29 protein-coding genes and 1 pseudogene are annotated in these 26,183 nt (G+C 42.1%); 11 read left to right on the top strand and 19 right to left on the bottom strand.

All coding sequences use genetic code 11. The annotated features are described in order from the left end of the window. The first annotated feature begins 9 nt into the window (after positions 1-9). Positions 10-351 carry a 4Fe-4S binding protein gene (locus HWQ38_RS24300; protein WP_292798700.1) on the top strand — a complete coding sequence of 114 codons (342 nt, stop codon included), beginning with the start codon at positions 10-12 and terminating at the stop codon, positions 349-351. 10 nt (positions 352-361) lie between these two features. On the opposite strand, the gene HWQ38_RS24295 is transcribed toward HWQ38_RS24300, so the two are convergent. Next, on the bottom strand, positions 362-1,378 hold the full coding sequence (locus HWQ38_RS24295; RefSeq protein ID WP_292798698.1) for a 2-oxoglutarate and iron-dependent oxygenase domain-containing protein: 1,017 nt from the start codon (positions 1,376-1,378) through the stop codon (positions 362-364). 276 nt (positions 1,379-1,654) lie between these two features. Between HWQ38_RS24295 and HWQ38_RS24290 the strand changes: the two genes are divergently transcribed. The 4 genes from HWQ38_RS24290 to HWQ38_RS24275 all read left to right on the top strand — a co-directional run bounded on the left by HWQ38_RS24290 (position 1,655) and on the right by HWQ38_RS24275 (position 5,717). Continuing rightward, positions 1,655-2,692, top strand: coding sequence for an NADP(H)-dependent aldo-keto reductase (locus HWQ38_RS24290; RefSeq protein WP_292798695.1), 1,038 nt, complete (start codon positions 1,655-1,657; stop codon positions 2,690-2,692). A gap of 112 nt (positions 2,693-2,804) precedes the next feature. After that, positions 2,805-3,926 carry an aryl-sulfate sulfotransferase gene (locus tag HWQ38_RS24285; protein ID WP_292798693.1) on the top strand — a complete coding sequence of 374 codons (1,122 nt, stop codon included), beginning with the start codon at positions 2,805-2,807 and terminating at the stop codon, positions 3,924-3,926. Positions 3,927-4,035: 109 nt separating this feature from the next. Further along, positions 4,036-4,701, top strand: coding sequence for a glutathione S-transferase family protein (locus HWQ38_RS24280; protein WP_292798691.1), 666 nt, complete (start codon positions 4,036-4,038; stop codon positions 4,699-4,701). A gap of 254 nt (positions 4,702-4,955) precedes the next feature. Continuing rightward, positions 4,956-5,717, top strand: a complete 762-nt coding sequence (locus tag HWQ38_RS24275) for an ABC transporter ATP-binding protein (protein WP_292798689.1) — start codon at positions 4,956-4,958, stop codon at positions 5,715-5,717. Positions 5,718-5,863: 146 nt separating this feature from the next. Here the strand turns inward: HWQ38_RS24275 and HWQ38_RS24270 are convergent, their stop codons facing one another. After that, positions 5,864-6,394 carry an orange carotenoid protein N-terminal domain-containing protein gene (locus tag HWQ38_RS24270; protein WP_292798687.1) on the bottom strand — a complete coding sequence of 177 codons (531 nt, stop codon included), beginning with the start codon at positions 6,392-6,394 and terminating at the stop codon, positions 5,864-5,866. 217 nt (positions 6,395-6,611) lie between these two features. Between HWQ38_RS24270 and HWQ38_RS24265 the strand changes: the two genes are divergently transcribed. Next, on the top strand, positions 6,612-6,986 hold the full coding sequence (locus HWQ38_RS24265) for a hypothetical protein (protein WP_292798685.1): 375 nt from the start codon (positions 6,612-6,614) through the stop codon (positions 6,984-6,986). 140 nt (positions 6,987-7,126) lie between these two features. Here the strand turns inward: HWQ38_RS24265 and HWQ38_RS24260 are convergent, their stop codons facing one another. The 4 genes from HWQ38_RS24260 to HWQ38_RS24245 form a co-directional block, all read right to left on the bottom strand. Continuing rightward, on the bottom strand, positions 7,127-7,762 hold the full coding sequence (locus tag HWQ38_RS24260) for an HAD-IA family hydrolase (RefSeq protein WP_292798683.1): 636 nt from the start codon (positions 7,760-7,762) through the stop codon (positions 7,127-7,129). Continuing rightward, positions 7,737-8,711, bottom strand: coding sequence for a tRNA epoxyqueuosine(34) reductase QueG (queG, locus tag HWQ38_RS24255; protein ID WP_292798681.1), 975 nt, complete (start codon positions 8,709-8,711; stop codon positions 7,737-7,739). Before queG ends, HWQ38_RS24260 begins: the two co-directional genes overlap by 26 nt. A 261-nt stretch (positions 8,712-8,972) precedes the next feature. Further along, positions 8,973-9,479 (bottom strand): ISAs1 family transposase, encoded by a 507-nt coding sequence (locus tag HWQ38_RS24250; RefSeq protein WP_292798758.1) that lies wholly within the window; start codon positions 9,477-9,479, stop codon positions 8,973-8,975. A 52-nt stretch (positions 9,480-9,531) separates the two neighbouring features. Further along, positions 9,532-10,089, bottom strand: a complete 558-nt coding sequence (locus HWQ38_RS24245; RefSeq protein ID WP_292798679.1) for an ISAs1 family transposase — start codon at positions 10,087-10,089, stop codon at positions 9,532-9,534. Between the two features lie 121 nt (positions 10,090-10,210). On the opposite strand from HWQ38_RS24245, the gene HWQ38_RS24240 reads away from it, so the two are divergent. The 3 genes from HWQ38_RS24240 to HWQ38_RS24230 all read left to right on the top strand — a co-directional run bounded on the left by HWQ38_RS24240 (position 10,211) and on the right by HWQ38_RS24230 (position 12,678). Further along, complete coding sequence (locus HWQ38_RS24240) at positions 10,211-10,546, top strand: hypothetical protein (protein WP_292798677.1); 336 nt, start codon at positions 10,211-10,213, stop codon at positions 10,544-10,546. Between the two features lie 329 nt (positions 10,547-10,875). After that, positions 10,876-11,625 (top strand): SDR family NAD(P)-dependent oxidoreductase, encoded by a 750-nt coding sequence (locus HWQ38_RS24235; RefSeq protein ID WP_292798675.1) that lies wholly within the window; start codon positions 10,876-10,878, stop codon positions 11,623-11,625. 330 nt (positions 11,626-11,955) lie between these two features. After that, positions 11,956-12,678: a gamma-glutamylcyclotransferase gene (locus HWQ38_RS24230; RefSeq protein WP_292798673.1), complete on the top strand. Its 723-nt coding sequence runs from the start codon at positions 11,956-11,958 to the stop codon at positions 12,676-12,678. On the opposite strand, the gene HWQ38_RS24225 is transcribed toward HWQ38_RS24230, so the two are convergent. The 6 genes and pseudogenes from HWQ38_RS24225 to HWQ38_RS24200 form a co-directional block, all read right to left on the bottom strand. Further along, entirely contained in the window at positions 12,656-13,495 is an 840-nt protein-coding gene (locus tag HWQ38_RS24225) for a class I SAM-dependent methyltransferase (protein ID WP_292798671.1), read from the bottom strand. The genes HWQ38_RS24230 and HWQ38_RS24225 overlap by 23 nt on opposite strands. Continuing rightward, positions 13,479-13,868, bottom strand: coding sequence for a DUF120 domain-containing protein (locus HWQ38_RS24220; RefSeq protein ID WP_292798669.1), 390 nt, complete (start codon positions 13,866-13,868; stop codon positions 13,479-13,481). The genes HWQ38_RS24225 and HWQ38_RS24220 overlap by 17 nt, the downstream gene beginning before the upstream one ends. A gap of 28 nt (positions 13,869-13,896) precedes the next feature. After that, positions 13,897-14,529, bottom strand: coding sequence for a TetR/AcrR family transcriptional regulator (locus tag HWQ38_RS24215; protein ID WP_292798667.1), 633 nt, complete (start codon positions 14,527-14,529; stop codon positions 13,897-13,899). 122 nt (positions 14,530-14,651) lie between these two features. Next, positions 14,652-15,242 (bottom strand): GNAT family N-acetyltransferase, encoded by a 591-nt coding sequence (locus tag HWQ38_RS24210; RefSeq protein ID WP_292798665.1) that lies wholly within the window; start codon positions 15,240-15,242, stop codon positions 14,652-14,654. Positions 15,243-15,444: 202 nt separating this feature from the next. Continuing rightward, positions 15,445-16,014 (bottom strand): annotated as a pseudogene (locus tag HWQ38_RS24205) (DJ-1/PfpI family protein); the annotation flags it as partial. A 12-nt stretch (positions 16,015-16,026) separates the two neighbouring features. Continuing rightward, the gene (locus HWQ38_RS24200) at positions 16,027-16,206 is read right to left on the bottom strand and encodes a hypothetical protein (RefSeq protein ID WP_292798663.1); all 180 of its coding nucleotides are present in this window, start codon (positions 16,204-16,206) and stop codon (positions 16,027-16,029) included. A 676-nt stretch (positions 16,207-16,882) separates the two neighbouring features. Here HWQ38_RS24200 and HWQ38_RS24195 point away from each other — a divergent pair. After that, complete coding sequence (locus HWQ38_RS24195; protein ID WP_292798756.1) at positions 16,883-17,362, top strand: sulfur transferase domain-containing protein; 480 nt, start codon at positions 16,883-16,885, stop codon at positions 17,360-17,362. Between the two features lie 132 nt (positions 17,363-17,494). Here the strand turns inward: HWQ38_RS24195 and HWQ38_RS24190 are convergent, their stop codons facing one another. Then, complete coding sequence (locus HWQ38_RS24190) at positions 17,495-19,120, bottom strand: NAD(P)/FAD-dependent oxidoreductase (protein WP_292798661.1); 1,626 nt, start codon at positions 19,118-19,120, stop codon at positions 17,495-17,497. Between the two features lie 480 nt (positions 19,121-19,600). Between HWQ38_RS24190 and HWQ38_RS24185 the strand changes: the two genes are divergently transcribed. After that, a complete protein-coding gene (locus HWQ38_RS24185; protein ID WP_292798659.1) occupies positions 19,601-19,771 on the top strand; it encodes a hypothetical protein in 171 nt (56 codons plus the stop codon). 171 nt (positions 19,772-19,942) lie between these two features. On the opposite strand, the gene HWQ38_RS24180 is transcribed toward HWQ38_RS24185, so the two are convergent. The 6 genes from HWQ38_RS24180 to HWQ38_RS24155 form a co-directional block, all read right to left on the bottom strand. Next, positions 19,943-20,800 (bottom strand): metal ABC transporter permease, encoded by an 858-nt coding sequence (locus HWQ38_RS24180; protein ID WP_292798657.1) that lies wholly within the window; start codon positions 20,798-20,800, stop codon positions 19,943-19,945. A 21-nt stretch (positions 20,801-20,821) separates the two neighbouring features. Next, a complete protein-coding gene (locus HWQ38_RS24175; protein ID WP_292798655.1) occupies positions 20,822-21,640 on the bottom strand; it encodes a metal ABC transporter ATP-binding protein in 819 nt (272 codons plus the stop codon). Between the two features lie 18 nt (positions 21,641-21,658). Next, the gene (locus HWQ38_RS24170) at positions 21,659-22,714 is read right to left on the bottom strand and encodes a metal ABC transporter substrate-binding protein (RefSeq protein WP_292798653.1); all 1,056 of its coding nucleotides are present in this window, start codon (positions 22,712-22,714) and stop codon (positions 21,659-21,661) included. A gap of 284 nt (positions 22,715-22,998) precedes the next feature. Further along, entirely contained in the window at positions 22,999-23,778 is a 780-nt protein-coding gene (locus HWQ38_RS24165; protein ID WP_292798651.1) for an MBL fold metallo-hydrolase, read from the bottom strand. Positions 23,779-24,610: 832 nt separating this feature from the next. Beyond that, positions 24,611-25,012 carry a hypothetical protein gene (locus HWQ38_RS24160; protein WP_292798649.1) on the bottom strand — a complete coding sequence of 134 codons (402 nt, stop codon included), beginning with the start codon at positions 25,010-25,012 and terminating at the stop codon, positions 24,611-24,613. Between the two features lie 372 nt (positions 25,013-25,384). Then, on the bottom strand, positions 25,385-25,669 hold the full coding sequence (locus HWQ38_RS24155; RefSeq protein WP_292798646.1) for a hypothetical protein: 285 nt from the start codon (positions 25,667-25,669) through the stop codon (positions 25,385-25,387). Positions 25,670-26,183 lie beyond the last annotated feature (514 nt).

Here is a 26,183-nt window from a genome sequence, read left to right as displayed (position 1 = left end):
AGCAGGATCATGATTGAGCTTGTCAGCCATAAACTCTGTATCAATTGCAATTTGTGCGTCCAAGTTTGTCCGACCAATGTCTTTGACTCCGTACCTAACCAACCACCTGCGATCGCCCGCAAGGAAGACTGTCAAACTTGTTTCATGTGTGAGGCTTATTGCCCTGCGGATGCACTCTATGTTGCACCTGAATCTCATACCGAGATTGAAGTCAATGAGGATGATTTAATTGAAAGTGACATCATGGGTGAATATCGTCGCCTCTTGGGTTGGGGATATGGTAGAAAAAACAATAGTGAATTGGATACGGCTCATAAACTGCGCCAATTACCGCGTCCTTATCAAAGTTAATTTGGACTCTCTAAAGCACTTTTTGTCGTAGTTCTGGAAATACTTTGGAGACTTTATTCAAAAGATAATCGCCATAAGTTCCGTCAAATTCGTGAACACTGGCTTTATCCGAGCGATCGCTTTGATCATCATTCACTACTATGTCGTTCAGTTCAATAGGTTTGACTTCAATGTTGAAATTGGGATCAAAGAAGAATGGAAATGATAGGCGATTACTTGTTGATAGGTTCTGAACGCGGTGGGGTGTTGAGCGATATAGTCCTTGTGTCATGCGATCGAGCATATCCCCAATGTTGCATACAAATGAACCAGGTATAGGAGGTGCATCTATCCAACCAGACTTTGATTTGACTTGTAATCCGCCGACGTTATCTTGCTTGAGTATAGTTAATACTCCGTAATCTGTATGTTCGCCAACACCCCATTCAGATTGAGATGATGAATTAGGAGGGTAATTGAAAATCCGAAATAATATCAATGGGTCTTTTGTATAACGGTCTGCAAAATATGATTCTTTTAATCCCAAACTAAGAGCAATACCAGCCATTAGGATATGTCCGAGTTTGGTCATTGAGTCTATATAATCCAGTACTGTTTCCCTAAAATGGGGAATGTTAGATGGAAAAAGATTGCGACCGTGCATTGGTGTACTAGCTTTCACAAGTGGATGGTTTTCTTCTAGTTCTGCACCGAAGTAAATACCTTCTTTTAAGTCCGGTCTACCTGATGTTAACTCGTTCCCAACTAGGAAATATCCTCGCCATGCTCTACCACCAAGAGCCATACGAATTTTGAGTTTAGTTTCTACATCCTGCGCGAAAAACTGTTGGCTGAGATGTTCTAGTTGCTTTTGTAGTTGTTGATCAACTCCATGTCCAACGATGTAGAAAAAACCGTAATCTTGGAGAGCTTGTCTAATTTGGTTTGCAATTACATCAGAATAGTTGCTAGTTTGAGAAACTAATGTACTAATATCAATGACGGGAACTTGTGAAAACTCTTTATCCACAACTTGTAAGATTGTCATACTCCGGTTCTCCTAGTCGTGCGTAGACTAATAACTAAACTACACAATAAATTATATCGATAACCATAATGTTGGGTATGGCGATCGCTAACCTCAGTCAAGTATTTAGACAAAGCATTTTGAGTATAAATTTGTAAATTTTATTTAACTCCGTTAATTTGATATAAATACCGTAGTATTATCTAAATAATTCTCATTCTTTCTGCAAACAATAATTTACTGAACAAGGAGTAATTTATTGTCTAATATCAAGTACGTAAAAATCTATCCAGAAATATGCGGTACAATCAGCTAGGTAATAGTGACCTAAAAGTTTCTGAAATTTGCCTTGGTACAATGACCTATGGGCAGCAAAATACTATAGAAGAAGCCCATCAGCAACTAGATTATGCGATTAAACAGGGAATTAACTTTATCGATGCGGCTGAGATGTATCCAGTACCAACCAGTGCTGAAACCTATGGCCTAACTGAAACTTACATTGGAGAATGGTTAAAACATCAGCAGCGAGATCAACTAATAGTTGCTACTAAAATTGCGGGGCCTGGTCGCGGCTTTAAATGGGTACGTGGTGGAGCTAAAGCCATTGATCGGGATAATATCAAACAAGCTGTAGATGATAGCCTGAAAAGATTGCAGACAGATTATATTGATTTATATCAAATCCATTGGCCAGATCGTTATGTACCACGTTTTGGGCAAACAGTTTTCGACCCTAATCAAGTAGAGGAAACAGTTTCCATTACTGAACAACTAGAAGTTTTTGCTGATGTCATCAATGCAGGCAAAATTCGTTATATCGGCTTAAGTAATGAAACTCCTTGGGGGATTGCACAATTTAGTCACGCAGCTAAACAATTAGGATTACCTAAAGTCGTCTCGATTCAAAATGCCTACAATTTACTTAATCGAGTTTTTGATGGCGCTCTTGCAGAAGCAGTTTATTACGAAAACCTTCCTTTACTAGCTTATAGTCCTTTGGGATTTGGCTATTTAACTGGTAAATACCTCAACGGTAAACCAGAGAAAGCAAGAGTTACCTTGTTTGAAAACTTTGGTCAGCGATATTTAAAACCAAATGTTAGCAAAGCAGTAGCAGCTTATGTAGAAATTGCCAAACGCCATCAACTAAGTCCTGCACAATTAGCGATCGCATTCGTGCGGAGTCGTTGGTTTGTCGCTAGTACGATTATTGGTGCTACTACACTAGAACAACTCAAAGAGAATATAGAAAGCATCAATGTAGTTCTTGATAAAGATATCTTGGCTGAATTGGATTCAGTTCATACTCAATATCCGAATCCAGCACCATAGGAGTGCTGTTAGCGGATAGCTAGGGTTTAGCCCGTGTTGAGAAGCTGCGAGATCCCGGACGTCTTCAAGAAGTCCGGGATCTGAACAAAATTCATCATAGCAACTTAAAATTATGGCGCTCGCAACAGCATCAGTAGACCAAAATACTATTCGTCGCCGTGGTACTGGTTTAAGAGCTTATAATCCTGACAAGGTATTCAAGGGTTATACACTTTTTACACCACTTACAAGTAACGGAGAAGTATATCTTCTGAATCTAGAAGGAGAAGTAGTACATCAATGGAATTTGCCATATCCACCGGGTTTATATGGCTATCTTTTACCCAATGGCAACCTTTTTTATAATGGTAAAACGCTAGATATTCCGCCACATTTTCCTTTGTGGGCTGCCTTTAAAAGTGGGGTTGTCTTAGAAGTAGATCCCAAGGGAAATATTATTTGGCAGTACAAACATCCAGATCATCATCACGATGGACGCAGACTACGCAACGGCAACACAATTTTATTAGCTATTGAAAAAATACCTCAGTCTTTGATTCCCCGGATCAAAGGCGGTGTGCCAGGAACAGAAGCAGACGGTAATATCTATGCTGATGTACTTTATGAAGTTACTCCTGGGGGTGAGATTGTTTGGACTTGGCACACCCACGAACACTTAGATCCAGATATTTTTACTATTACTCCTCAAGATCAACGACACGAATGGACTCATGGTAATACTGTAGGCGAACTCGCTGACGGCAATATTATAGTCAGCTTTCGTAATATCTCTACCGTCGTAATTATTGATCGCAAAACAGGAGAGATTATCTGGACACTCGGAGATGACGTATTAGCACAGCAGCACTTTCCTAACGAATTAGCTAACGGCAATATCCTAATTTTTGATAATGGCGCACATCGTCGTCACACTGCCCTCAATTTCTCTCGTGTGATTGAAGTAAGCCGTCAAACTAAAGAAATAGTTTGGGAGTACGCTGACAACCCACCCCAAAATTTCTTTAGTTCGTATATATCAGGCGCACAGCGTCTAGCGAATGGCAACACTTTAATTACAGAAGGTGCTTTCGGTCGCATATTCGAGGTGACACCTACAAAAGAAATTGTTTGGGAATATGTTAATCCCCACTTTGCAGTTCGGAATCTTGGTGAGAAATCAGCAGTAGCTAGTGGGGAGCAAAATTCAGTCTTCCGTGCCTTTCGTTATGCACCTGAAGAAGTGCCTTGGCTCTAGTTTAATTTGAGATTTTGGACTTCGACTACGCTCAGTCGAACGATTTTGGATTGAATTAAATTAATTGCCAAAGCTCATAAACCAATCCTATTTATACAGGAAGATCAACATGGCTGAAATCAAGATATATAGTGCGGTTGTTTGCCCTTATGCTCACCGTTCGCGCTTGGTATTGCAAGAAAAAGGCATTGACTTTGATTTGATTGAGATTGATTTGCAGAACAAGCCGGCGGGATTTACAGATATTTCTCCTTATGGAAAAGTGCCTGCGATCGCACATAATCATCACCGAGTTTGGGAATCGGCAGTAATTAACGAATATCTTAACGAGGTATTTCCAAATCCGCCGCTTTTACCCAGTAGTCCCATCGCTAAAGCCCAGGCTCGTATCTGGATTGATTTTGCTAATACTCGATTCGTTCCGGCTTTTTCTGCTCTCTTGCGTAGTCCCGATATTCAACAACAAGAAGCAGCTAAACAAGAACTATATAAACATCTGGAATTTATCGAGAATGAAGCTTTTGGGAAGTTATCAGAAGATGGCCCCTACTGGTTTGGTGAATCCATTAGTCTGGTTGATTTCACCTTTTACCCTTGGTTTGAGCGTTGGCCTGCACTCAAGCACTATCGAGGCTTGGCGATACCAGAACAATTTACTCGTCTACGTCAGTGGAAAAAGGCTTTAAAACAACGTGATTCTGTGGTGGCGATCGCTAATAGCAAGGAGTTCTACATAGAGCGATATGCTAGATTTGCTACTCCTGTTGCTGCCTAGCATTGCTTTTTGGTAGTCATATCATCTCCGGTTAATCAAGCTGAATAAAAAATGTTTGTAGTCAGGACTTTAGTCTTGGTTTTGGGGACTGAAGTCCCCACTACAAACTGTGCCATCCCAAATTTGGACACACAGACTACAGGTGTTTCCCATAAACTCATAGGACTTACGCAAAGACTCTCTAAAACTCTTATAATAAACTGGATAAATAAAGGACAAGGAAGAAAGAATTAATAACTAATAACTAAATCCTGATGGCAAACACTATTTTAATTCCCGATTCTCTAGTTCCTAATCCTGTACCAAAACCAATAATCATTCGACTAGAAAACACTTTCAAGATTTATGGGAGTGGCGAAACAGAAATCCGAGCGCTGAATGATGTCAACCTAATTGTGGAACAGGGCGAATATTGTGCAATCATGGGGCCATCAGGTTCTGGTAAATCCACAGCCATGAATATTATCGGTTGTCTAGATCGTCCCACAGGCGGACATTATTACTTAGATAATCTTGATGTAGCGCAGATGGACGATCGCTCGTTAGCACACATCCGTAATAAAAAGCTGGGGTTTGTTTTCCAACAATTCCACCTATTGCCCCAACTAACAGCATTAGAAAATGTGATGCTGCCGATGGTGTATGCTGATGTCAATCCAAAAGAAAGAAGCGATCGCGCCACAGTTGCATTGACGCGCGTCGGTTTAGCAAATCGCCTCAACAACAAACCAACTCAACTATCTGGTGGACAACAACAACGAGTAGCAATCGCGCGAGCGATCGTTAATCGTCCGGTAGTACTCCTAGCCGATGAACCCACAGGCGCACTTGATTCGCACACAACCGAAGAAGTCTTAGATATTTTTGGCGAACTCAATGCCAGTGGAATTACCGTTGTCATGGTAACTCATGAGCCAGAAGTTGCCCGTAAAACCCAGCGCATCGTTTGGTTCCGTGATGGTGAAGTAGTACACTCCAACCTCACCCCAGCCGACTTAAATCAGCTTGCTGTGTAGCCGCGACTTCTAGTCATTGGGGTAAAGAGAGGTTATCTATGTGGATTTAGTCCGCGTTCGCGTAGCGTCTCGTTGGCGCAGCCTCTCGTAGAGAAGAGAAGGCGGACTTTGTTTGTGTAGCCGCGACTTCTAGTCGCTAGGGCTAATTACAAACTTGGCGTTTTCCCAGTTTCTGCTTGCGTTGCGATCGGCTTGACATCGGTGTAACCCAGTTCACCAGCTATTGTCCGAAACACCGACATTTGCTCCTCAAAATCTACTCCTTCAATTTGAGAAAGCAAATCATTAATTGGCTTACTTGCCTGGTAGGTAGCTGGTAAATCAACCACCGTATCCCCCATAGCTACTGCCCAAGCATACCAAACTAACAACTGGTTGTTTTCTTTGATCGCCCCATAGGCACGAGAATATTCTGTATCTTTGCGGTTAACTATATCCCGCATAATATCTAATTGCTGCTCATCGGATAATTCAAAATAATCTCCTAGCAGAATTGGTGCTAATTCTGGTTCAGCCGCAGCCGGAGCAGCTGGAGTCACAGAGTCACCCATTTTTTGATAAACCAAATAGAACCAGGCTAGTTTGGCATCGGTGTCTAAAGCATTAAACGCGTCTACCAATTGTTGAGTTTCATTGCTCTGGGCTTGAGAAATGGTTTTATCGTAACTTGCAGTCATAATTTTGTTTCCAAGAAAATTTAATCCGCCAAACTAAGTCCTACCAGAGTTTGAGAATCACATTCTACTACCGATAGAAAGAGTTAAATTAATCAGAAATTCCAGCTTTAATCTATCTTTTAATAGAGGTAAAAGTCTCTCCCCAGGAAGCAAGAAAGTAGCACCTTAACTTGCTATAATCGCACCAGCAATAAAAAATTTACCTAAGGTTTTAATTATGCCTGATGAAGTAAAGCCCAATTTAAATGAAGCTACCACCCATGAAGCCCAATTAGCTGCCGAAAACATAGCTAGTGGTGAAGAGGAAGCGCCAAAGGTAGATTTTGATGCTGATTATGCAGCTGCACAGCAATTCAGCGTCAGTGAAGTTGATCGGACAGGTAAAGGTGCAGCAGCAGCCGAAGCAGCCACTGCACCTGAATATAAAACCTCTAAACCAGAAGAAACAAAAACCCAATCGCAGTCAACTGGTAATCCTAATGATTTTCTAGAGTTAGCAAACGAAGTTGGGAATTCTCCAACTCAGGGTGTAACTAATGTCAGTGATGATCTAGTAGAACAAGCTTTAGAAAAAGGTGAACGCAAAAATTAAGTTTTTCTGATATCTTGCTATTTTGTAGGCTAGGCAATGTCACAAATATTAAAGTTGAAGTTATCGGTATTGGTAGACATTGCCCATCCTAATGTTTGGGTGAATTGTCAATAGTTAAAATTTTAACTATTAACTATTAATTAACTCCGATTCATCACTTCTAGTAATTCGCTAGGTTGCTGAATTAAATAATCTGGATTTTGCTTGGCTAGTGCTTCCGGTGAGTTAAAGCCCCAAGTCACTGCAATCACTTGGATATTTGCTTTCTTTGATGCTTCTATATCTCTGGTTTCATCTCCGACATAAATAACTTCTTGAGGTTGGAGTTGATTTTGCCTCAATACGTTATTAATGATCGTTGTTTTGCCAAAAATTGTAATTCCTGAGTAGATAAAATCAAATAGATGATTTAAATCATTGATTGTGAGGAATTGCGTCACATTTTCTTTAGAATTAGAAGTGATAATGCCCAGCTTATATCCTTTAGCTTGGAGTTCCATTAATGCTTCTTTAATTCCCGGAATTGGCTTTAATTCTGGGATTTTGTTTTTTAACTCTCCTTTAACTTTTTTGACTAGAAAAGGGATCTTAAATAGAGAAACTCCTGAGTATTTAATAATTTCCCTAGATGTGAGGTTTTTAAGTAGGGTTAATTGTTCTGGGCTGATGTGCCTATAACCAAAGTCTACAGCTAGACGATTAGCAATACTTACAAGGGCATCTACTGTATCAGCAATTGTGCCATCAAAATCAAAAATAATTACTTTCGGGGTCATTCTTTCGCCTGGATGCGTCAAGATTAGCTAGGGCGTTGCGTCGTAACATTTCTGGCTTAATCCGCCGCAAGGCAGATGCTGGAAATCGTTTATCCCACTCCTGATCTGAGATTTGGGCTAATTCTAGCAGTTGGGGAGCAATATTCCCAGGATAAGGCTGAAACTCGCCAATATCAGTTGTGCTGGCAAAACGTTGATTCCAAGGACAAACATCTTGGCAAATATCACAACCCGCAACCCAGCCTTGCAAATGGGGTGTGATTGTCTCTGGCAATTCCTCGGCGCGATTTTCAATGGTATGATAAGCAATGCAACGATTAGCATCCACCACAAAAGGCTGAGTAATTGCACTTGTAGGACAAGCCTGAAGACAACGAGTACAGCTACCGCAGTGTTCTGTATGTGGGCGATCGCTCTCTAATTCCAAATTGGTCAACACTTCTCCTAAAAATACCCAAGATCCATATTCTCGTGTAATCACATTACCATTTTTAGCAATCCAACCAATTCCGGCTTGTTGTGCTAACACTTTATCTTGCACCGGGCCAGTGTCTGCATAATAACGAGCTAGTACGCCTTGATCAAGTGATTTTAGCCATATAGCTAGCTGCTTGAGTTTTTTATGCATCACCTTATGATAATCTCTTCCCCAACCATAACGGGAAATTTTGGCGTATTCTTCGCCTTCGGGACGTTGATCTGCTGTGTAGTAATTTAGCACCACACAAACTAGCGATCGCGCTTCTGGCATCACTAAGCGGATATCCTGACGCTTTGGATTAGCCATCCATTCCATATTGGCGTGATAACCCAGTTCAATCCATGCTTGTAACCTCTGGGCTTCTGTGGCATTTACCCTATCTACACCAGCAATTCCAACTTTGTGAAAGCCCAACTCCCTGGCTTTTTCTTTCACTACACTGCTGCTTGTTACAGAATACTCATTCATTTTTTTATTTGGATTTTGCCTAACCAAAGGCACATTGATTATACATTACATAGTCAATCCCTTTAATTAAGATTTGTTGCTTCCATAGATATAAACTTTATTTAACCAGAGGATTTCTGATCAATGAAGCGCTTGTGCGATCGCTGTGAATCAAATCACCAATGGTAGGGATGAAAACCTTCTTTCCTGAACTTGGTTGTGAGGATAGCACCTTACCGAAAAATTGGGTCTAAAGCTTCCCCCTCAAAGGGCAGGGCTGATTCATTCCACAAGAGCAAGGAGTTTGTCAATATCATGAGAGATAAATCTTTGGGCAATTGTGATGGAAGCATAACCATTTCGGCGAAGCAGATTCAGTGCAATCGCTCGCATAATTGAGAGATTTGCAGGAGCCTTACCCATACGTATAGTTGAATTATCTTCATTCAAAACTACATCCTTAACCCAATGGAGGCGATTTTCGATACCCCAATGTCCGCGAATACCATGAGCAAATTCTTTCGCTGTGGCAACTATACTATTGATATAACAGACAACCTGGCGATATGCTTTACCCGTGCGGGTTCCGACTCTTTCAACCCGGATTAAAGACTTAATACCCGTCCACTGGGAATTGATCGCAGTCAAATCATCAAAAACTTCCACGGTACGTGTTGTAAAGCGATTTCTAGTTTTTTCAGTTTCGATATGACGACTGACTGGCTTTCTGAGTGCAGCAATGCGTTTAATATGACGATGTAACGTTGGCTGGTTATCTTTAACAGCGATAAGCCTAACGGCATGGCTTCGCTTACCGCATAGTCGTTGTCACTACTTATAATTAGCTTGCAAGTTTTTTTTGACAATGCAACGAATCGAAGCTAAATACCGCACCTTTTATATCCAATGTTGTAATTAAATTTTGTACGATTGCAATTTCACTTTCTTTCTTGTTGTCAAATTTATCCATACCTAAAACTAGCCCTCTTTTACTAGTAAATACGGATACAATACTGACAAAATTTTGACTAGATGAATCATAGTCTTGGACTGTACCTTTAATACTTTTACCATCGATGCCACACCATTCTGATTCTTCTATTTCAACGTATTGGTTAGCCCACTGATTAAATATTGCAGCAAGTTTATCGAAGTCTACTCCCATAACTACACGTCGGATCGTTGAGTAAGAAGGAACACCATGTTTTTGTATTCTAAATGTCTCTATCAATACCTGACGATGCCGTTTGACGAAATCCCCCCATGCACGATACCCAACATATCCATTCATTGTGCCCATTATTACAAACAGTAATACCAACCACAGTGGATGTCTTCGACCATCTAGAGTCCTAAAATCTTCCACTTGCCGCAATTGCTCAATCAGATTCGCACCCATGATCTTTTATCCCCTCAACACTTGCTATTTTACCTGTTTTAGGGAATGAAACAGCCCTGCCTTAAAGGGGGAGATTTTCTGAGATATATGCTACAGTCTTATCGTAGTCTCAAAAGATAAGATGCTAGTCTACGAAGCAAAATTAGAAGGAACACAGAATCAGTTAAGACAACTCGATAGCGGGATTCGGACTGGTATTTTTGTGCGTAATTCTATAATTCGTGCTTGGTTAGATGGTCTAGTTAAAAGTCGTAATGATGCCTACAAACACTGCAAAACTTTAGTAGATAATGCTGAATTCCCTTTTTGCAAGTTGCTAAATTCTCAAGCTCGGCAAGCTCATGCTGAAAGAGCCTGGGCAAGCATTGAGAGATTTTATCAAAATTTTGTCACGTACATCAGGAAACACAGTAGGAGTCTCTCTAATTGGGGCAGTATTTGGAGCCTTAATCGCTAGTATGTCTGCGGGTGCAGATGTCTCTGTTGACCCTCCTGAGGCGATCGTTGCGGGGTTTCAAGGAACTTTTCGCTTTGCAGCCTTAATACTATGTGGGGCAGCAGTTGCATCCGTTTTGAGGATCAGTAAGAGGCAGGGGAGCAGAGGAGTAGGGGAGCAGGGGGAGCAGGGGGAGGAGGGGAACAGAGGAGTAGGGGGGACAAGGGGGACAAGGGGAATAATCAATGCCCAATAGTTCTCTACCAGAGGCTGCGCCAACGCCTTCTGTACGAGACGCTGTTCGCGTTCGCTCAGTACAAGTGCCCAATTACAAAGGAGTTAGATAATCTATGACAGGTAAATTAGAGGGGAAAGTAGCAATTATCACTGGCGCTTCAGCTGGAATTGGAGAAGCAACTGCGATCGCCTTGGCTTCAGTTGGAGCAACAGTAGTACTCGCGGCTAGGCGTGGCGATCGCATTCAGGCATTAGCAGAACGCATCGAAGCTAGTGGTGGCAAGGCATTGTCCATTGTCACCGATGTAACTGATGAAATCCAGGTAAATAACTTGGTGGCAAAGGCAAATGCAGAATTGGGAAGAGTCGATATCCTTGTGAATAATGCCGGGATTGCCTTACTCGGCACCATTGAAGCTGGGAATAGCTCAGACTGGCGGCGATCGTTTGACCTCAATGTATTAGGACTGCTATATGCTACTCATGCTGTTTTGCCTTTGTTGAAGGCGCAAAAATCCGGGCATATAGTCAATATCTCCTCAGTGGCTGGCCGGACAGCGCGGGCGGGCATTGGTGTTTATAATGCTACTAAATGGGGTGTCAATGCCCTCTCCGAAGCATTGCGCCAAGAAGTCTATAAGGACAATATCCGCGTCACTATTATCGAACCAGGTTTGGTGGATACGGAAATTGACAACCAAATTACCGATCCCGTTGCCAAACAACGGATCGAAGAACGACGCAAGTCAATTCAACCTCTACAAAGCGAAGACATTGCTGCTGCGATCGTTTACGCTCTGACTCAACCGCCGCACGTTAATGTCAATGAAATTCTCATCCGACCAACGGGGCAAGAACTTTAAAATAATTCGTAATGACGCTCTCTACCAGACGCTAAAAGCGTAGCTTGCAACTCTTACAAAGTACGCGGACTCGCTTTGCGTGACGCTAACGTAATTCGTAATTAAGTTTTGTAACGGGAATTTAGACTCCGCCACAAAAGTTGTTGCTTGATAGTTGCGGGAGACTTACAGCTATTTTCAGGTAAATAGACCACGCGGTAGGGGCACAGCATTGCTGTGCCCCTACGACAGATATGGTTCAAATACATGAAAACTGGTGTAAACCCACGGAACTTGTTAAAGTTCAAGTGAAATTACTGAAGATTTACAGAAAAGAAAATAATTTATATTATGTCACTCAGTCGCAGCGACCTCGAAGCCGGAAATGACCAAACCAGACTATTAGAAGCATCACACTCTGGAATAAAGTTAACTCTGCTGAGTGAAGATGAGTTACAGCGATCGCTCGATCAAACACTACAACAACAACCACCAAATTCTGATATCTGGATATTTGCCTACGGTTCGCTAATTTGGAATCCCTTAATCACATACGTCGAGCGCCGTGCTGGGATCATTTATGATTGGCATCGGTGCTTCTGTACATGGATGATCCTGGGTCGTGGGACTCCAGAGAATCCCGGATTACTTTTAGGACTTGATCGGGGCGGTAGTTGTCGTGGTATTATTTATCGCATTGCTGCTGCCGATGTCGCATCGGAATTATTGCTGCTTTGGCGACGAGAGATGTTGCCTAGTATCTACGTTGCTCGTTGGGTAAGGGCGTTTGATGGTACGCAGGAATTCCTAGCGATCGCCTTTGTTGCCAATCGCCAACATCCCAGGTACGCTGATCAGATATCATTAACAACCACTGTTAATAGTATTGCCACCGCATCGGGAAAATTGGGTTCCTGCGCTGATTATCTCATGAAAACTGTCGATGGATTAATCGCAGAAGGCATAAAAGATAGACAATTACTCTTGTTACGCAAACAAGTGCTGGCAAAACAACAAGCGAATTTAATTAGTGGCGGCTCTACTTTACCGCCTATTTACGGGCAACAGCCATGATGTGAGCGCTCATCCCCAATATAGAGGGTTCGGTTTCTAACCAACGAATCGCTTCTAAAAGGCGATCGCGGCGAGCTAGCTCATTCCAGTGTTCCTGAAAGTTTTGTAGTAACCAGCCTGAACCTTCAATCGCTAAAGTCTTTTCAAAATGTAAACCCGCTTCTTCAATCTCTGCTCTGAGTTCTTCTGGATGATGAAAGAAGGTTTTTGTAAAGTACTTAGGATGGTTATTTGGGTTGCGGTGTTGACCATCAATCAGATCCTGTTTAACAATCTCTGCAAACTCTGGATCATCTAAATGTCCCCGAAATAATCCATCTAAGGTTGAAGCAAAGCGAGAAACTCCCACCGCGAAAGCAAAACCTCCAGTTTTTAAGATGCGATGAGCTTCACGCAAAGCAATAATACGATCTGTGCGCTCAGTCAGATGATACAAAGGCCCAAGTAAGAGAACAGCATCAACACTATTATCCGCCCGATTCAGTTGACGAGCATCTCCAACTGCCAAACTAGCTAAAGGAGATTCCGGTTGAGCTTGAGACAAATGTTGCGCTTGGTCTATGTGCAAAGTAACCGCATCAATGAGATGGACTTCATAGCCCTGTTGAGCCAGCCAAAAAGAATAGACGCCAGCACCACCGCCAACATCGAAAATCACTGCGGGTGGAGGTGGTAGGTAGCGGCTAATAAGTTCTTGGCTTCGGGCTAATTCCAGCAGACCTGCACCTTTTGATAATCGCTTTTCTTCCCGACCACTCGCGTAATGGATTAATGCTTCATCTGCAAGCAGATTGCTTAATTCAGATAAATCTGACATCGGAAATCTCAACTTCAATCAAATCATTATCTTTAAGATTATATAGTTCACGAAGCTTAACATCGCAAGCTATTTCAATAATTGTTTTCGGATGATCTCCAATCTCAGTATTGTTTTTGTCTGTTCTTAAGATAAAAGCATCTCTTCCAAATATCTGACAGGGAACAATGCTAACAGAAACAGTCCCTTCATATTCTTCCTTTTCCAGACGAATTACATTTTTCGGGAGATGGTAAGGTTGATCTAGCTGAATATTTAAAGTTCCAGGGAAAAATTTCATTCCCGTTTTTCTCAAGTAATATTCCTGGAGTTTCTCAATCCAGTAAGAAAAGTTTCCTAAACCACTGACAACTTTACCTTTCAAGATTTTCATATATCTTTATTTTTGTCTAATTTAGCTTCTAGCTTACAGCCGTATTGACAACTGAGATGGAAGTGATACTGATACCGCGCACAAAAATATCTACACAGGTTTCAATATAGTCCTCACAGCTATAGCTGCCTTGATTGAATTTTGCACTGCGGCATAGCATTCCAGCTAACAGCATTCCTGTAAACATATCGACTGCTGGAAATGGATCAAAGTCTGTTCTGACGGTGCCTCGTCTCTGACTCGATTGCAGGTAAGCTACCAGTTTTTCTCCTAAGGGCTTGGCAGCTTCTTGAATCACTTGTTTGGCTTCCTGTGGATGACGTTTAGCTTCTCCAATGAAGGTACGAATTAAATCTTCCTGTGCCTCTAGCATAGTATTATAAAGATGGGCATAATGTCTTAAATCAATTTTTAGATCCTGCGTCCACGCTTCGGGGTGTGCAAGGGCTTCTGTCTGGAGTGCAAAGGCATTTTCGATAACTGCTAAGAGAAGTTGTTCTTTGCTAGCAAAGTGGCGAAATAAAGTCACCTCATTCACACCAGCAACACGAGCTATTTCACGGGTAGTTGCTCCTTGAACACCTAAACTGGCAAATACCTGCGAGGCGGCTTCTATCAAACGTGTACGGGTGAGAGTTGATGAACGGATGGTTTTATTCATTTATGCTGGCAAGTGCTTACTTACATCATAGGTTATGTAGAAAAAGTGGCCATAACTTGGGGAAAATAATCTTGATACCAGCATTTTTAAAGTTATTGAAAATCTTTACTCTCTGAAATTTATTATGGTGCGGTAGCTAATGTTTTACTCATTTGAATAACTGGGACAACTAACCCACTTCCTAAATAATGAGGTGTTCTTTGGATGGCAGTAAATCCCAGTCGTAAATAAAACCCTTCAGCATAAAGGCTAGCAGTTGTAATTACCTTATCTATACCTTGCTCAGTTGCCTGATCACAAAAATATTGAACTAAAGCACGGCCAATTCCTTTACCTTGATATTTAGGATGGACATACAGTTCCATGAGTTCATCAACAATAAAACTAGCAAAACCTATAATAAAATCTCCCTCGATCGCAACCCAGAAACTTTCTACTTTCATACTCTTCAAGATATTTGCACCATCAGGTTTGTCGCGGTAATTACGCCAAGCTAAAAGTTCTTTTTGGGTGTATAAAGTTGCAGGCAGAGCTTTGATAGCAGCAATATGAATTGCACTCAGCACCCACGCATCTGTTTCTTGGGCAGATCGAAAAGATATTTCGTTAGCGCTCATAGGTTCAGGGCTAGTATTCAGATTATATACCTGTTTACTTTTTGGTATGTTAGGGATTTCCAAGAAATAAATTACTACTACTTGTGGGGTGGGCATCTTGCCCGCCTTTCGTTGCTGGGCGGGCGAGACGCCCACCCCACAATAAATAATTGGATATTTTTTTATTTGTCAGTCCCTTATGAAAAATTTTAGTTGCGTAGGTGTAGCCTGCACTTCGGCCCTTCTCTACGAGACGCTGCGCGAACGGCGCAAGCTCAGGGCAGGCAAGCTCAGTGACCATCGTAGACATCGCAACATATCAACTAGACAAATTCTCAATTGCTTTACTAGTATTAGCAGTTTGCAATTGAGTCACAACTCGCTGGACAATCTGCCGTCTGATTTCCTGAACATTTTGACTCGCAGCTGTAACGCAAGCAAGTACAGGCGCAGGGGCAGTTTGGGGAGAACCACTGTTAAAGGGTGGTTGGGGATTATATTCAATCCCTAGTTGAATTGCTTGGGCTATGGCATCCCCAAATAACTCAGCAGCTAGAGCCAGCCCAAAATCAATGCCAGCTGTCACACCAGAGCCTGTAATTCGATTGCGATCAATGACAACCCTTTCGGCAACTGTCTCAACTCCCAACATCTCAAGTAAATCTAACGATAGCCAGTGAGTAGTGGCGCGATAGCCCTGAAGTAAACCGGCCGCCGCCAGCAGCAGAGAACCAGTGCAGACAGCTGTAACGTAGCGGGCTTGTTTCCCTTGAATTTTGAGAAACTCAAGAAACTTTTCATCTTCCATTTTGCCATTGATGCCTGGTCCTCCTGGTACAAATAATATATCTAAGGCTGGGGCTTGAGTAAAGGTTGTGTCCGGTAGAAAGGTAAGGCCGCGTTAGCGAAGCTTACCGAAGGTATCGCTCCGAATTGGTTCGAGTGTTTGGGCTAGCAGATATAACTGCACGTTCGGCAATTTGGCAAAAACTTCGTAAGGCCCGGTGAAATCTAACTGTGTCACATTTGGGAACAATACTATCCCAATCGATAGAGAACAAACTTGTTCTTTTACACTCATTATTTATGTCCTTGTTAAAAATACAGAAGATGCCGATGCTTACAGCAGTTTTCATGTATTTGAACCACATCTGTCGTCGGGGCACAGAAAAAGCTCATAGGTGTCAACTTAACGTGAAAGTTAGTCTAGAACCAGCTTTTAGAGATTGTCTCGTTAAGAGTCTCTGACTGGAAATGCTCGTCCTTGAGGCGGAGCCTCAAGACTTGCGGCTCTGCCGCAACGAGCAGCATTTTTAGCCTCTGGCTGGAAACGAGGTTTTAAAAGGGTTTTGGCTTAAGTTGACACCAGTAAGCATTGCTGTGCCCTAGCGCGTGGTCTATTTACCTGAAAATAGCTGTAAGATAGCTTAGGCAAAATTATAATGTATCTAGTTATACTATTTACCGAAAATCTTGCTCCAATCTGCTCAATAGGATAACTCCCAAAATAAAAACACCTGTAAATCTATCGACAAAACGTAGAATAAGTTCTAAACTACGGTAAGTCCATCGGCAAAGTGTATATTGCAGATCAAGCAATAAAATAACCAACTTCAAAAGAAAAATTTTGAAGTAATCAAGCAATATCGTTTGATATTTAGCTAATTTTGCGGTGTTTACTTGAATATATTCTCAAAGCTTGCTCCCTGAGAGTATTTACCAAGCTGAAAGACATGAAAAAGTCAAAAGGAGTGAATGTGATCAACGCCATACAGATTAACGAAAATTTGACAACCACAGGACAAGTCATACCAAAACAGCTTGAGCAAGCTATCCAAGAAGGTTTTAAGTCCGTTCTAAATCTGCGATCGCCTGATGAATTAGGATTTTCTCAGGATGAGGAAAAAGTAGCACAAGCATTGGGGCTGTATTATACAAATGTTCCAATGAAGGTAGATTTAAAAAATTTGAATGAAGACCTGATTACCAAAATCCTCACGATACTAGAACAAATCCCGAAACCAGCAGTTGTGCATTGTGCAGCCGGGATGCGATCAACTGGAATTGCGCTGTTGAGTATCGCTATCCAGGAAGGATTAACACCAGAGGAAACCTTAGCAAGAGCGAGGAATCTGGGTTTTGGATTCTTTGAACATGTTGGGGTTAGTCCCCGGTTGAAGCAATTGTTTGTGGACTACGTTAACAAACACGCAAAAGTAGCTGTACATAATCGCTGAAAGCTGAAAAGAATAATTTTTAGGTAGGCGGTAATACCCTGCGGTCAGCTAAAGCTACATGAATTCCCCTAGAGTGCGTGTAGTTTTGTTTCGCTCGACTCAACATGACAATTTCAGCTGCGATCGCATTGACTATTTCAGATTTGACGATGTGCAATTCCTCAAAATACTTAAAGCCACCGCCTCCGCCACCTTAATACCATCGATACCAGCCGAGAGAATTCCCCCTGCATATCCCGCTCCTTCACCAGCCGGATAAAGACCGATTGTATTCAAACTCTGATAATCCTCTTGGCGTTTAATCCGAATCGGTGATGACGTGCGGGTTTCCACCCCAGTCAACACAGCATCATCCATCGCAAATCCTTTAATTTGTTTGTCAAAAGCCGGAAGTGCTTCACGGATGGCAGCGATCGCATAATCTGGTAAACTCTGGCTCAAATCAGTCAAATGTACCCCAGGTGTATAAGACGGCTTAACAGTGCCTAACGCTGTAGAGGGGCGATGCTTGAGAAAGTCACCCACCAACTGCCCTGGAGCTTCATAAGTCCCACCGCCCAACTCAAAAGCTCGTTCTTCTAAGTGCCGTTGCAAGTCAATTCCCGCCAAGGCATTTCCCGGATAATCTTCGGGGGTGATGCCAACAACGATCGCACTATTAGCATTGCGCTCATTGCGAGAGTATTGACTCATCCCATTGGTGACAAGTCGCCCCGGCTCTGATGCGGCTGCAACCACCAAGCCCCCCGGACACATACAGAAACTATAGACGGAGCGACCATTTTGGCAGTGGTGAACCAGTTTGTAATCGGCAGCACCTAAAAGCTTATGACCCGCCTGATTGCCGAAACGACATTGATCAATCAGCGACTGGGGATGTTCCACCCGAAAGCCGATGGAAAAAGGTTTAGCCTCAATGTAAACCCCGCGTTCAAATAGCATTTGGAAGGTATCGCGGGCGCTATGACCGACTGCCAGAATCACATGATCGGTGGCGATATATTCCCCAGTGGCGAGGGTGACTCCCCGCACCTGTCCATTTTCGATGTTAATATCTTCCACCCGACTTTCAAAGCGAATTTCGCCGCCGAGGGATTCGATTTGGCTGCGGATACTTTGGACGATTCCGACCAGTTTGAAGGTGCCGATATGCGGTTTATTAATGTAGAGAATCTCTGGTGAGGCTCCCGCATTGACGAGTTCGGTTAACACCTTGCGTCCATAATGCTGAGGATCTTTGACCTGACTGTAGAGTTTGCCATCAGAGAATGTACCCGCCCCGCCTTCGCCAAACTGGGCATTGGATTCTGGATTGAAGTCTGATTTTTTCTTCCAAAAGCCAAAAGTATCAACGGTGCGATCGCGGACTTTTTTGCCACGTTCTAAAATGATTGGACGGAATCCCATTTGCGCGAGCATCAAACCCGCAAACAAGCCGCAAGGCCCTGTACCAATGATGATGGGGCGAATCGCCAAATTGCTGCTAGCTTGTGCCACTGGGCGATAACTCATGTCTGGCGTAGCAATCAGATGGGGATCTTTTTTCAGGCGCTTGAGTAGATGAGTCTCCTGAGTCGTTTCGACATCCAGAATATAAACAAGGCTGATCTCTCCTTTCTTACGGGCATCGTAGCTACGCTTGAAGATAGAATAGCTGATCAATTCTTCGGCGGTGATTTGCAGCTTTTTGAGGATGGCAGTCTTGATCTGATCTTCAGGATGATCAAGCGGGAGCTTTACTTCTGTTAGTCGTAACATAGCGAGGAGAAATTCATACTTTCTATCAAAATCTTAATCAAAATCACTGTGGCGCGTTAGCGTAACTCGCCGTAGGGGACTTCCAAAAAATAAATTATCCCAATTTCTGGAATCAACACGACTATTCTTCCCCCATGCTAGAAAGCTCCCTGCTCCCCTGCCTTAATGCGATGGAATATTTTTTTAGTTGGAAGTCCCTAGGCATCGCTAATTTCCTTCGGGGCTTAAACAAACGTGAGTTTGATAAACCTTTCCCTGCCTTGAACTAAAGTTCACGTCTGTCGCTTTTCGATTCCGCTACGATGTACACACAAGTCCTAAAAATTTAGCTTGATAAAGCTTTCCTTACAGCACATTTCATCTGAATCAAGTAGACAAGGGCGGGCAGGATGCCATTGGTGTCAAGTTAAGAAAAATAGAAACTTGTCAAGTGGGTCAAACTTAATGATTAAACTCAACACAAGGGTGTTGAGAATAGCCATGAGTCAGCCACGCAAAAAACAAGGAAATCCAGATTTTTGCAAACCCCACAACTACAACTCATTCCTTGGTTGGTTGAGCATCAGCGTTCTATGGGCTTGGTCAAAGCCATTGGTCAACGGCATCGACGCAACGCCTCAAGGTTCCTTGACATCTGGGCTGAAGCTTTAACTTGACACCAATGGTAAGACACCCACCCCACAAGAAATTATTGGATGTTTTTTGATTTGTCAGTCCCTAACTTTTGCTAAGTAAGGCTTTGCATAAGTTCGTAGCTTTTTTAAGCGCAGAGGGACGCAAAGTTTGAGCGCTAGATTCGTTATGAATTAATAAAATTTTGTACTAAGGGATGTGTTTTGTTGAGAGGGGAGGAAGACGGCGTTTATTATATCGTCCTTGCAGGTTCTTGGTGAGCAACACACAGGCAAATATGGCGGTTGACAGCAGCACTACACTAGCTCCAGAGGCAATGTCCAGGTAGTAGCTGAGGTAAATACCTACAAAGGAAATCGCCGATCCTAAAATCCCGGAAAGAATCATCACATAACCAAAGCGATCGCTTATTAATCGGGCAATTGATGCTGGAATCACTACTGCTGAAATAATTAGTGTTACCCCCAAAACGTTCAGTGTCGCCACTAGTAAAGTCGCCAACATCAAAGCAAATAAAGTATCCATTGCAAAAATGGGTACTCCATGAACCTGAGCTACTTCCCGATCAAAACACCAAAATAGCAACGGGCGATAAAACAAGAAAACTAGACTGATTAAGACAATCGTCACACTAGTAACTACCCACAAATCATTAGGGGAAACGCCCAACACATTGCCAAACAAAGCGGCTTCAAAGTTTTGGCTAAACTGGCGATAGCTACTGATCACAGCGACTCCTAAAGCAAAGCTAGCAGTTGTCACAATTCCAATAGCTGCATCAGAGTAGATTTTGCGTCCTGTTAAATATTGAATCAGCAGGGCGGCTGCAAAACCCCAAATCCCAGAGCCAATATAGAAATTCAAGCCCAGTACATAACTCAGCACGGCTCCCCCCAAAATCGCATGCGATAAACCGTGGGCAATGTAACTCATCCTGCGAGTTGTAATATAAACTCCCATAATGCCGCATAATAGCCCCGCCATCATGCCTACTAAAATGGCACGACTAAAAAATTCGTAGCGAAACGGAGCTAGTAATAAATCCATATTTTGATCCAAGTAGCACAGTTATGTTACACGCAATACTTGTGGCAAGTTGTCTTGCATTTGATGACGTAGGGAAGTACCGCCGCTAGCGATCAAGATTCGGTCTTGTTCGTAAAAAACGACCATTTCTCCCCCAAAAGTCTGTTCAAGATTTGCCGGAGTGAAGACATCGATAGGTTGACCTTGACAAATTAAACCCTGGTTGAAACACATCACCCAAGGTAAATGAGTAGCTACCGAGTTGAGGTCATGGGTGGAGAGGATAATTGTCAAGCCTTGCTGATTCAAATCAGCCAATAGGTGTAATAGTTCGTGTTGAACGTGCAAGTCGGAACTACTGGTGGGTTCATCTAAAAGAACTATTTCTGGTTCTCCGACTAAAGCACGGGCAATGAAAACCCTTTGCTGTTGTCCCCCAGATAGATTACCAATAGGTTGATGGGCAACATGGGCAACTCCAACACGTTCTAGGAGTTCGCGGGCAATTTGGCGATCGCGCTGCGAAGACCAAGGCAACATCTTCTGCTTTTGGTAACGCCCCATCATCACCACTTCCAAAGCCGTAACTGGAAAAGTCCAATCCACCGTTTCCACCTGCGGCACATAGCCCACCAAAGGCGGTGGTACTCCTGGCTTTAAGCGCTTTCCTCGAAACCAAATCTCTCCACGCCAAGGAGGAACTAGCCCTAAAATCGCTCTGATTAAAGTGCTTTTACCACTACCAGAAGGCCCGACCAAGCCAGTAAGTTGACCAGGGTAAAGCGTCAAATTAACATCCTTAAACACTGGCTGGGTTTGATAACCACAGGTTAAATTTCTAACTTCAAGTATTGGTTGCATATACTTATTCTATTGATCCTATTTGGTTGCTGTTGGCCCAACAACATTTCCAGTGTTCAAATTCTTCACCAAATTAACATTTCCTCCCATATTAGAGGCGATAATCCGCATATTGTTAGCCATCATCCCAATATAAGTATGCTCAGGATTAGTGTTTTCCATTGCATTGGCTGAACCCTTCCCTGGTAACTCATCATCGGCAGTGTTAGCTGTTTTTACCTTCGCTTCGCGGGCAATTTGTTCTTCTACCTTGCTGGGATAGACTTCAGAACCAAAAATTGCTGGGACGCCTACTTTCCGAATTTGGTCAATTAGTTTTGATACATCTTTCGCGGATGGTTCTTTGAAATCTGATGGTTGAATCGCCCCAATTACTTGAAAACCATACTCTCTAGCCCAATACGCCCAAGAATCGTGGTAAGTCAAAAGTTTACGGTTTTTGGCGGGAATACTGGCGACGATTTCCCGTGTTGCTTTATCTAGAGCATCCAGACGTTGTAAATAATTTTTCAGGTTAGTTGCGTAGTAGTCTTTGCCAGCAGGATCTAAGGTGGTTAACTGTTCGGCGGCTAGTTTGGCGTAAGCCTCAGCATACTTGGGGTTTACCCACAGATGAGGATTGGGATCACCCTTTTCTTTAGGAAAGCTGAAGTCGAAAAGCCATTGCTCTTTGGTAATAGTTTTACTACCTAGTTCAAAGATTTTAGTTTCTTTGGGTTTTGAGGCGTTTGCTAGTTTTTCTGTGGGGGATTCCAAATGCAGCCCGTTGGCGATGATTAGATTAGCTTTGGAGAGCAAATCAGCATCGCTGGGACGAGGTTCAAAGGTATGGGAGTCAGTTCCTTCGGGAATAATACCCTTAACTTCTAAGCGATCGCCTGCAATATTACTCACAATATTCGTTAAAGGAGCGACTGTCGTCACAACTAAAGGCTTACTTTGTGTCTTTTGCTCTCCTACTTGAACTGGAGTAGTTTTTACTTCCGGGTTGGAAAACACTGTTTTATCGGGAGACGGACTGCAAGCTACTACGATGAAGCTAAGTACAAATAGCAATCCGGTGAGGTTCTTCATTACACTCAAGGCTTCTAAATTAAAGGATCAACCTTTGATTAGACCTTTTCCTGTTATTAATATCAATGCCCCCTCCGGGTATTTTCGGTTAATTTTTAGATTTTTTTTACCTAATATCCTACTTAACCGCAACTGGATAAAATAAATCCAGAGTGAGCATGTTTTGCAAATAAATCCCTATCCGTATACAGTTATCGTGAAGTCTACGGGTAATTACGGGAACGCCAACCTCCCGAAGAGATTGGCGACGCCTGGGCATTTATTTGATCAGATTTGCTGATTATTTAGATTGTTAATGCTCGCTTTTCTAATGGTAGTTCAAAGCGATCGCCTGGTTTCGGCTCAAGCACCCGCGTCGAAAGATTGTTTTTTTCTAATAGCGAACGAAATTCTTCAGCACTTCCTTTACTCTGAAGGAGTTTCGTGATCAATCCTTCAAACACTACATCTCCTCCAGCTGCTGTAGGTAATATTACTTGAGGTTGTAGCCACTTTACCACTTCCAAAGCGCTATTTCCTCCTTTAATAAAAGACCCAAGCAAAGGCAGCGTTAAGTCAACAAATGGTGTAATCACCACATCAACTGGTGCAGCCTGCTTAAGTTGCGTTGAATGATACCCATGAGGCTCGTAGTATACAGTTAAACCACTGTCCAACTCTTTCAGGAGATAACTATTTTCTACCAGAGTCAGGCCAACGCGTGAACCGGGGAAAGCCTTGATTTCAACTTGATTATTGAAAGTGAAAGTTTCACCATGAGCCAGAGTTGTTACTTGGCTGTAACCTAACTGCTGTACTACTTTGGCTGCATTGGGAGAAGCTACAACTTTGATGCTGCGATCAAGTAATTTAAGTGTTGGTGGGTGAGTATGGTCTTCCAAACCTTGAGACAGCAGGATCAGATCAATATTATCTGGTATTGGACGATTTTGCGATCGCAAACCTTTAAATAGCCAATCCAAATTGCTGAAAATCAAAGAACCAACCAGCCAAGGGTCAATTAATATTCGTTTACCGCCGATTTCCAGTAACCAACTATTGCTGTCTAACCAAGTTAAGAACATAAACTTATGTGAAGATAACGCCTACCATCATTATCAAGGGTATACAGCTAGAGTTGCCACAGCTTTGGAACAGGTTGTATTAAAATATGCGATCGCATATACCATTAATGAGTAGTTTAGTCTCATTACTCCCGGTTCCCTCATTTTTTTTGGAGTTCGAGAAATTGCCGAAAAACAGAAAATCTAGGTGTAGTAATGGTTTTAGGATTTTTACGCTTCTGGAGTTTTTCAAAAAATCAAGTACCGTCGCTAAATGAAATTTTTGGTTATGATCCAGAGAAATATAATCCTTAAATTTCGCTAATTGTAAATGACTTCTGTTCGGTATGGGAAAATCGTTTCAATCCCTAGTAGGGATTATGAGCGTGGTTTAGGAGCAGGTCGCTGTGTAGCGGGATGAGGTATTGGGTTGTTATTAATTTTAAAAAACTTTTTAACTGTTGCTAAGTTTTCAAAATATTGATCTATATTTCTATTAAAACACTGTCTTGCGGTAGTTTTTATTCCTTTTAAATATCGAGATTTCATGCTTGCATGAAAAAGTGTTTCGTATGCACTAAATGATAAACCCCTATCATTATGGTTGTTGTAACTAATATCGTAAACATAATCCAAGATCCGCTCATGTTCTGTATTTGGTTGGTTTTGATTAAAGTAAAGTTGATAAATGTCCTCTTGCTTATAACTAGCGTAAGCTTTTACATAATGAATCGCAGAGTAGAAGCATATTGTAACAGCCCAGTCATTATCTCCTCACTGGGCTGCATTGGTAGCTGCTTTTTCGTTAAGCTGGGCTTGTTGAGTATAAATTTCAGTAGAAGGTTTTGCCACACTAGAAATCAAATATGTTTTCGTTGAAGTCTTCTACTAATTCTGTGTAGAAATACCATCTTTCTTTTGTGGCATCTCTTAAATTCATACAAGTTTCAACAATCAAAGACTGGGCTACTTTCCATAGTGATTCTGAAGATTCACAATTGTTTTTTATTTGAAATGTCACTCTGTGAATATCTTCTGCATTGAAAGTATGTCGTATTCCCTCTACTCCTTCTAGTTCAGAAACTCTTTGTGTGACAGATTCAATTGCTTCAATTAGTTTACTTGATTTTAAACGTGTGGTTTCATTAGCGATTCTTTGCTTCGAGATTCCATGCAACAATGTTACAAATCTTTCAGGTTGGGGACTAAGTGAAGTAAGTGAAGGTATTGTTTTTAATTTTACAGACCCTACCATTCTGCTACCTCTTCCAAGACACTAGAGAGCGTTGATTGCTGTACTGGTTATATGTATACCTTAATTTACCTTAATTCCTCTAAAAAGTCATCCATAAAAGTTACTTGTTGGAATTTTTTTGAAAGTGGAATTTTTATTTTATCCTAATCTCGGTCAAGCAAATTCTGACTAATCGGTGTCAAATCGTCGTAGTCACATACCGACATGGGATTAAAAGCGCTTACAGTAGAGCATTCAATTTCAGATTAGCTCGCTCAAGAGCGATCGCACCAACTCAGCAACTCGCCAAAGCAAAACCCCGTGTTGCAAAATGCGCTACGGGGTGCTATTGGGATTATGGGGTATTGTATTGATGGATTGGATATGACGGTCTTATTGAGGTGGTCTAAAGTTATGTTGACAATGTGGACACGTAACATCATCAAAATTATTTCCGATTGCCAATCCTAATAAGCCAAGCACCGCTCCACCGATAATTGCAACTGGTAAGGTTCCTGCTATAGCTGTACCTAATAAAGCAATTCCTATTCCTTCTCCGATGGCAGCCCCAACTCCAGCGCCAACGGCTGTTCCAGTAGTAGCACCTACCCATCTTCCAGATGCATCCCGTTGAGTATCAAAAAGATGATTACAATTTGGACATTCAATTATAGCCATAATATTAACCTGATATTTCTTTTTAGCATCACCTCTATAACAGTTAAACAGCATCAGTAAGATTGTTTAATTGTATACAAAGTTTTTATGAAGCTTACTGGTAAAGATTTTTGGATAACTCGTTGAATTTATTCTTAGTTTTTGGTGTTTGTTATTGTGGCCATTGTTTTTGTAGTTGTTTGGGATTTGTTATTTGCGGGTGAGATGTCGGCAAATGGAAGTTAAACGACATCTACCTTAAACCAGAACACAAAAGGACTTGAGGCGTTTTCAGCGATCGCACTTCGCCACCAATGCAAAACCTCGTAGCTATAAGAAGCGCTACGGGGTTACAAAGACAATTTTGGGATTGGGTTCGATTGATTGGATATGACGGGCTGTAGGGCGTTGGGATAGATAAAGCAAAAACTTTAACACGCAAGTTTAAGGCTTACATAACGATTTACAGCTATTTTCAGGTATAGCAATCGAAGTATAGGTTAGGACGCTAAACGAACAGCCGTATCAACTCTCT

The organism is Nostoc sp. NMS7, assembly GCF_017115085.1.
Taxonomy (GTDB): domain Bacteria; phylum Cyanobacteriota; class Cyanobacteriia; order Cyanobacteriales; family Nostocaceae; genus Nostoc.
This window is presented reverse-complemented; position numbering and strand designations above follow the sequence as displayed.

Excerpts from the sequence above, each read along its gene's own strand:
- HWQ38_RS24275 (WP_292798689.1), top strand. The coding sequence starts at position 4,956 with ATGGCAAACACTATTTTAATTCCCGATTCTCTAGTTCCTAATCCTGTA.
- HWQ38_RS24180 (WP_292798657.1), bottom strand. The coding sequence starts at position 20,800 with ATGGATTTATTACTAGCTCCGTTTCGCTACGAATTTTTTAGTCGTGCC.
- HWQ38_RS24285 (WP_292798693.1), top strand. The coding sequence starts at position 2,805 with ATGGCGCTCGCAACAGCATCAGTAGACCAAAATACTATTCGTCGCCGT.
- HWQ38_RS24295 (WP_292798698.1), bottom strand. The coding sequence starts at position 1,378 with ATGACAATCTTACAAGTTGTGGATAAAGAGTTTTCACAAGTTCCCGTC.
- HWQ38_RS24265 (WP_292798685.1), top strand. The coding sequence starts at position 6,612 with ATGCCTGATGAAGTAAAGCCCAATTTAAATGAAGCTACCACCCATGAA.
- queG (WP_292798681.1), bottom strand. The coding sequence starts at position 8,711 with ATGAATGAGTATTCTGTAACAAGCAGCAGTGTAGTGAAAGAAAAAGCC.
- HWQ38_RS24215 (WP_292798667.1), bottom strand. The coding sequence starts at position 14,529 with ATGAATAAAACCATCCGTTCATCAACTCTCACCCGTACACGTTTGATA.
- HWQ38_RS24270 (WP_292798687.1), bottom strand. The coding sequence starts at position 6,394 with ATGACTGCAAGTTACGATAAAACCATTTCTCAAGCCCAGAGCAATGAA.
- HWQ38_RS24155 (WP_292798646.1), bottom strand. The coding sequence starts at position 25,669 with ATGGCTATAATTGAATGTCCAAATTGTAATCATCTTTTTGATACTCAA.
- HWQ38_RS24165 (WP_292798651.1), bottom strand. The coding sequence starts at position 23,778 with ATGTTCTTAACTTGGTTAGACAGCAATAGTTGGTTACTGGAAATCGGC.
- HWQ38_RS24200 (WP_292798663.1), bottom strand. The coding sequence starts at position 16,206 with ATGAGTGTAAAAGAACAAGTTTGTTCTCTATCGATTGGGATAGTATTG.
- HWQ38_RS24185 (WP_292798659.1), top strand. The coding sequence starts at position 19,601 with ATGAGTCAGCCACGCAAAAAACAAGGAAATCCAGATTTTTGCAAACCC.
- HWQ38_RS24220 (WP_292798669.1), bottom strand. The coding sequence starts at position 13,868 with ATGAAAATCTTGAAAGGTAAAGTTGTCAGTGGTTTAGGAAACTTTTCT.
- HWQ38_RS24245 (WP_292798679.1), bottom strand. The coding sequence starts at position 10,089 with ATGGGTGCGAATCTGATTGAGCAATTGCGGCAAGTGGAAGATTTTAGG.
- HWQ38_RS24175 (WP_292798655.1), bottom strand. The coding sequence starts at position 21,640 with ATGCAACCAATACTTGAAGTTAGAAATTTAACCTGTGGTTATCAAACC.
- HWQ38_RS24240 (WP_292798677.1), top strand. The coding sequence starts at position 10,211 with ATGCTAGTCTACGAAGCAAAATTAGAAGGAACACAGAATCAGTTAAGA.
- HWQ38_RS24290 (WP_292798695.1), top strand. The coding sequence starts at position 1,655 with ATGCGGTACAATCAGCTAGGTAATAGTGACCTAAAAGTTTCTGAAATT.
- HWQ38_RS24280 (WP_292798691.1), top strand. The coding sequence starts at position 4,036 with ATGGCTGAAATCAAGATATATAGTGCGGTTGTTTGCCCTTATGCTCAC.
- HWQ38_RS24210 (WP_292798665.1), bottom strand. The coding sequence starts at position 15,242 with ATGCCCACCCCACAAGTAGTAGTAATTTATTTCTTGGAAATCCCTAAC.
- HWQ38_RS24300 (WP_292798700.1), top strand. The coding sequence starts at position 10 with ATGATTGAGCTTGTCAGCCATAAACTCTGTATCAATTGCAATTTGTGC.
- HWQ38_RS24235 (WP_292798675.1), top strand. The coding sequence starts at position 10,876 with ATGACAGGTAAATTAGAGGGGAAAGTAGCAATTATCACTGGCGCTTCA.
- HWQ38_RS24170 (WP_292798653.1), bottom strand. The coding sequence starts at position 22,714 with ATGAAGAACCTCACCGGATTGCTATTTGTACTTAGCTTCATCGTAGTA.
- HWQ38_RS24190 (WP_292798661.1), bottom strand. The coding sequence starts at position 19,120 with ATGTTACGACTAACAGAAGTAAAGCTCCCGCTTGATCATCCTGAAGAT.
- HWQ38_RS24225 (WP_292798671.1), bottom strand. The coding sequence starts at position 13,495 with ATGTCAGATTTATCTGAATTAAGCAATCTGCTTGCAGATGAAGCATTA.
- HWQ38_RS24230 (WP_292798673.1), top strand. The coding sequence starts at position 11,956 with ATGTCACTCAGTCGCAGCGACCTCGAAGCCGGAAATGACCAAACCAGA.
- HWQ38_RS24160 (WP_292798649.1), bottom strand. The coding sequence starts at position 25,012 with ATGGTAGGGTCTGTAAAATTAAAAACAATACCTTCACTTACTTCACTT.
- HWQ38_RS24260 (WP_292798683.1), bottom strand. The coding sequence starts at position 7,762 with ATGACCCCGAAAGTAATTATTTTTGATTTTGATGGCACAATTGCTGAT.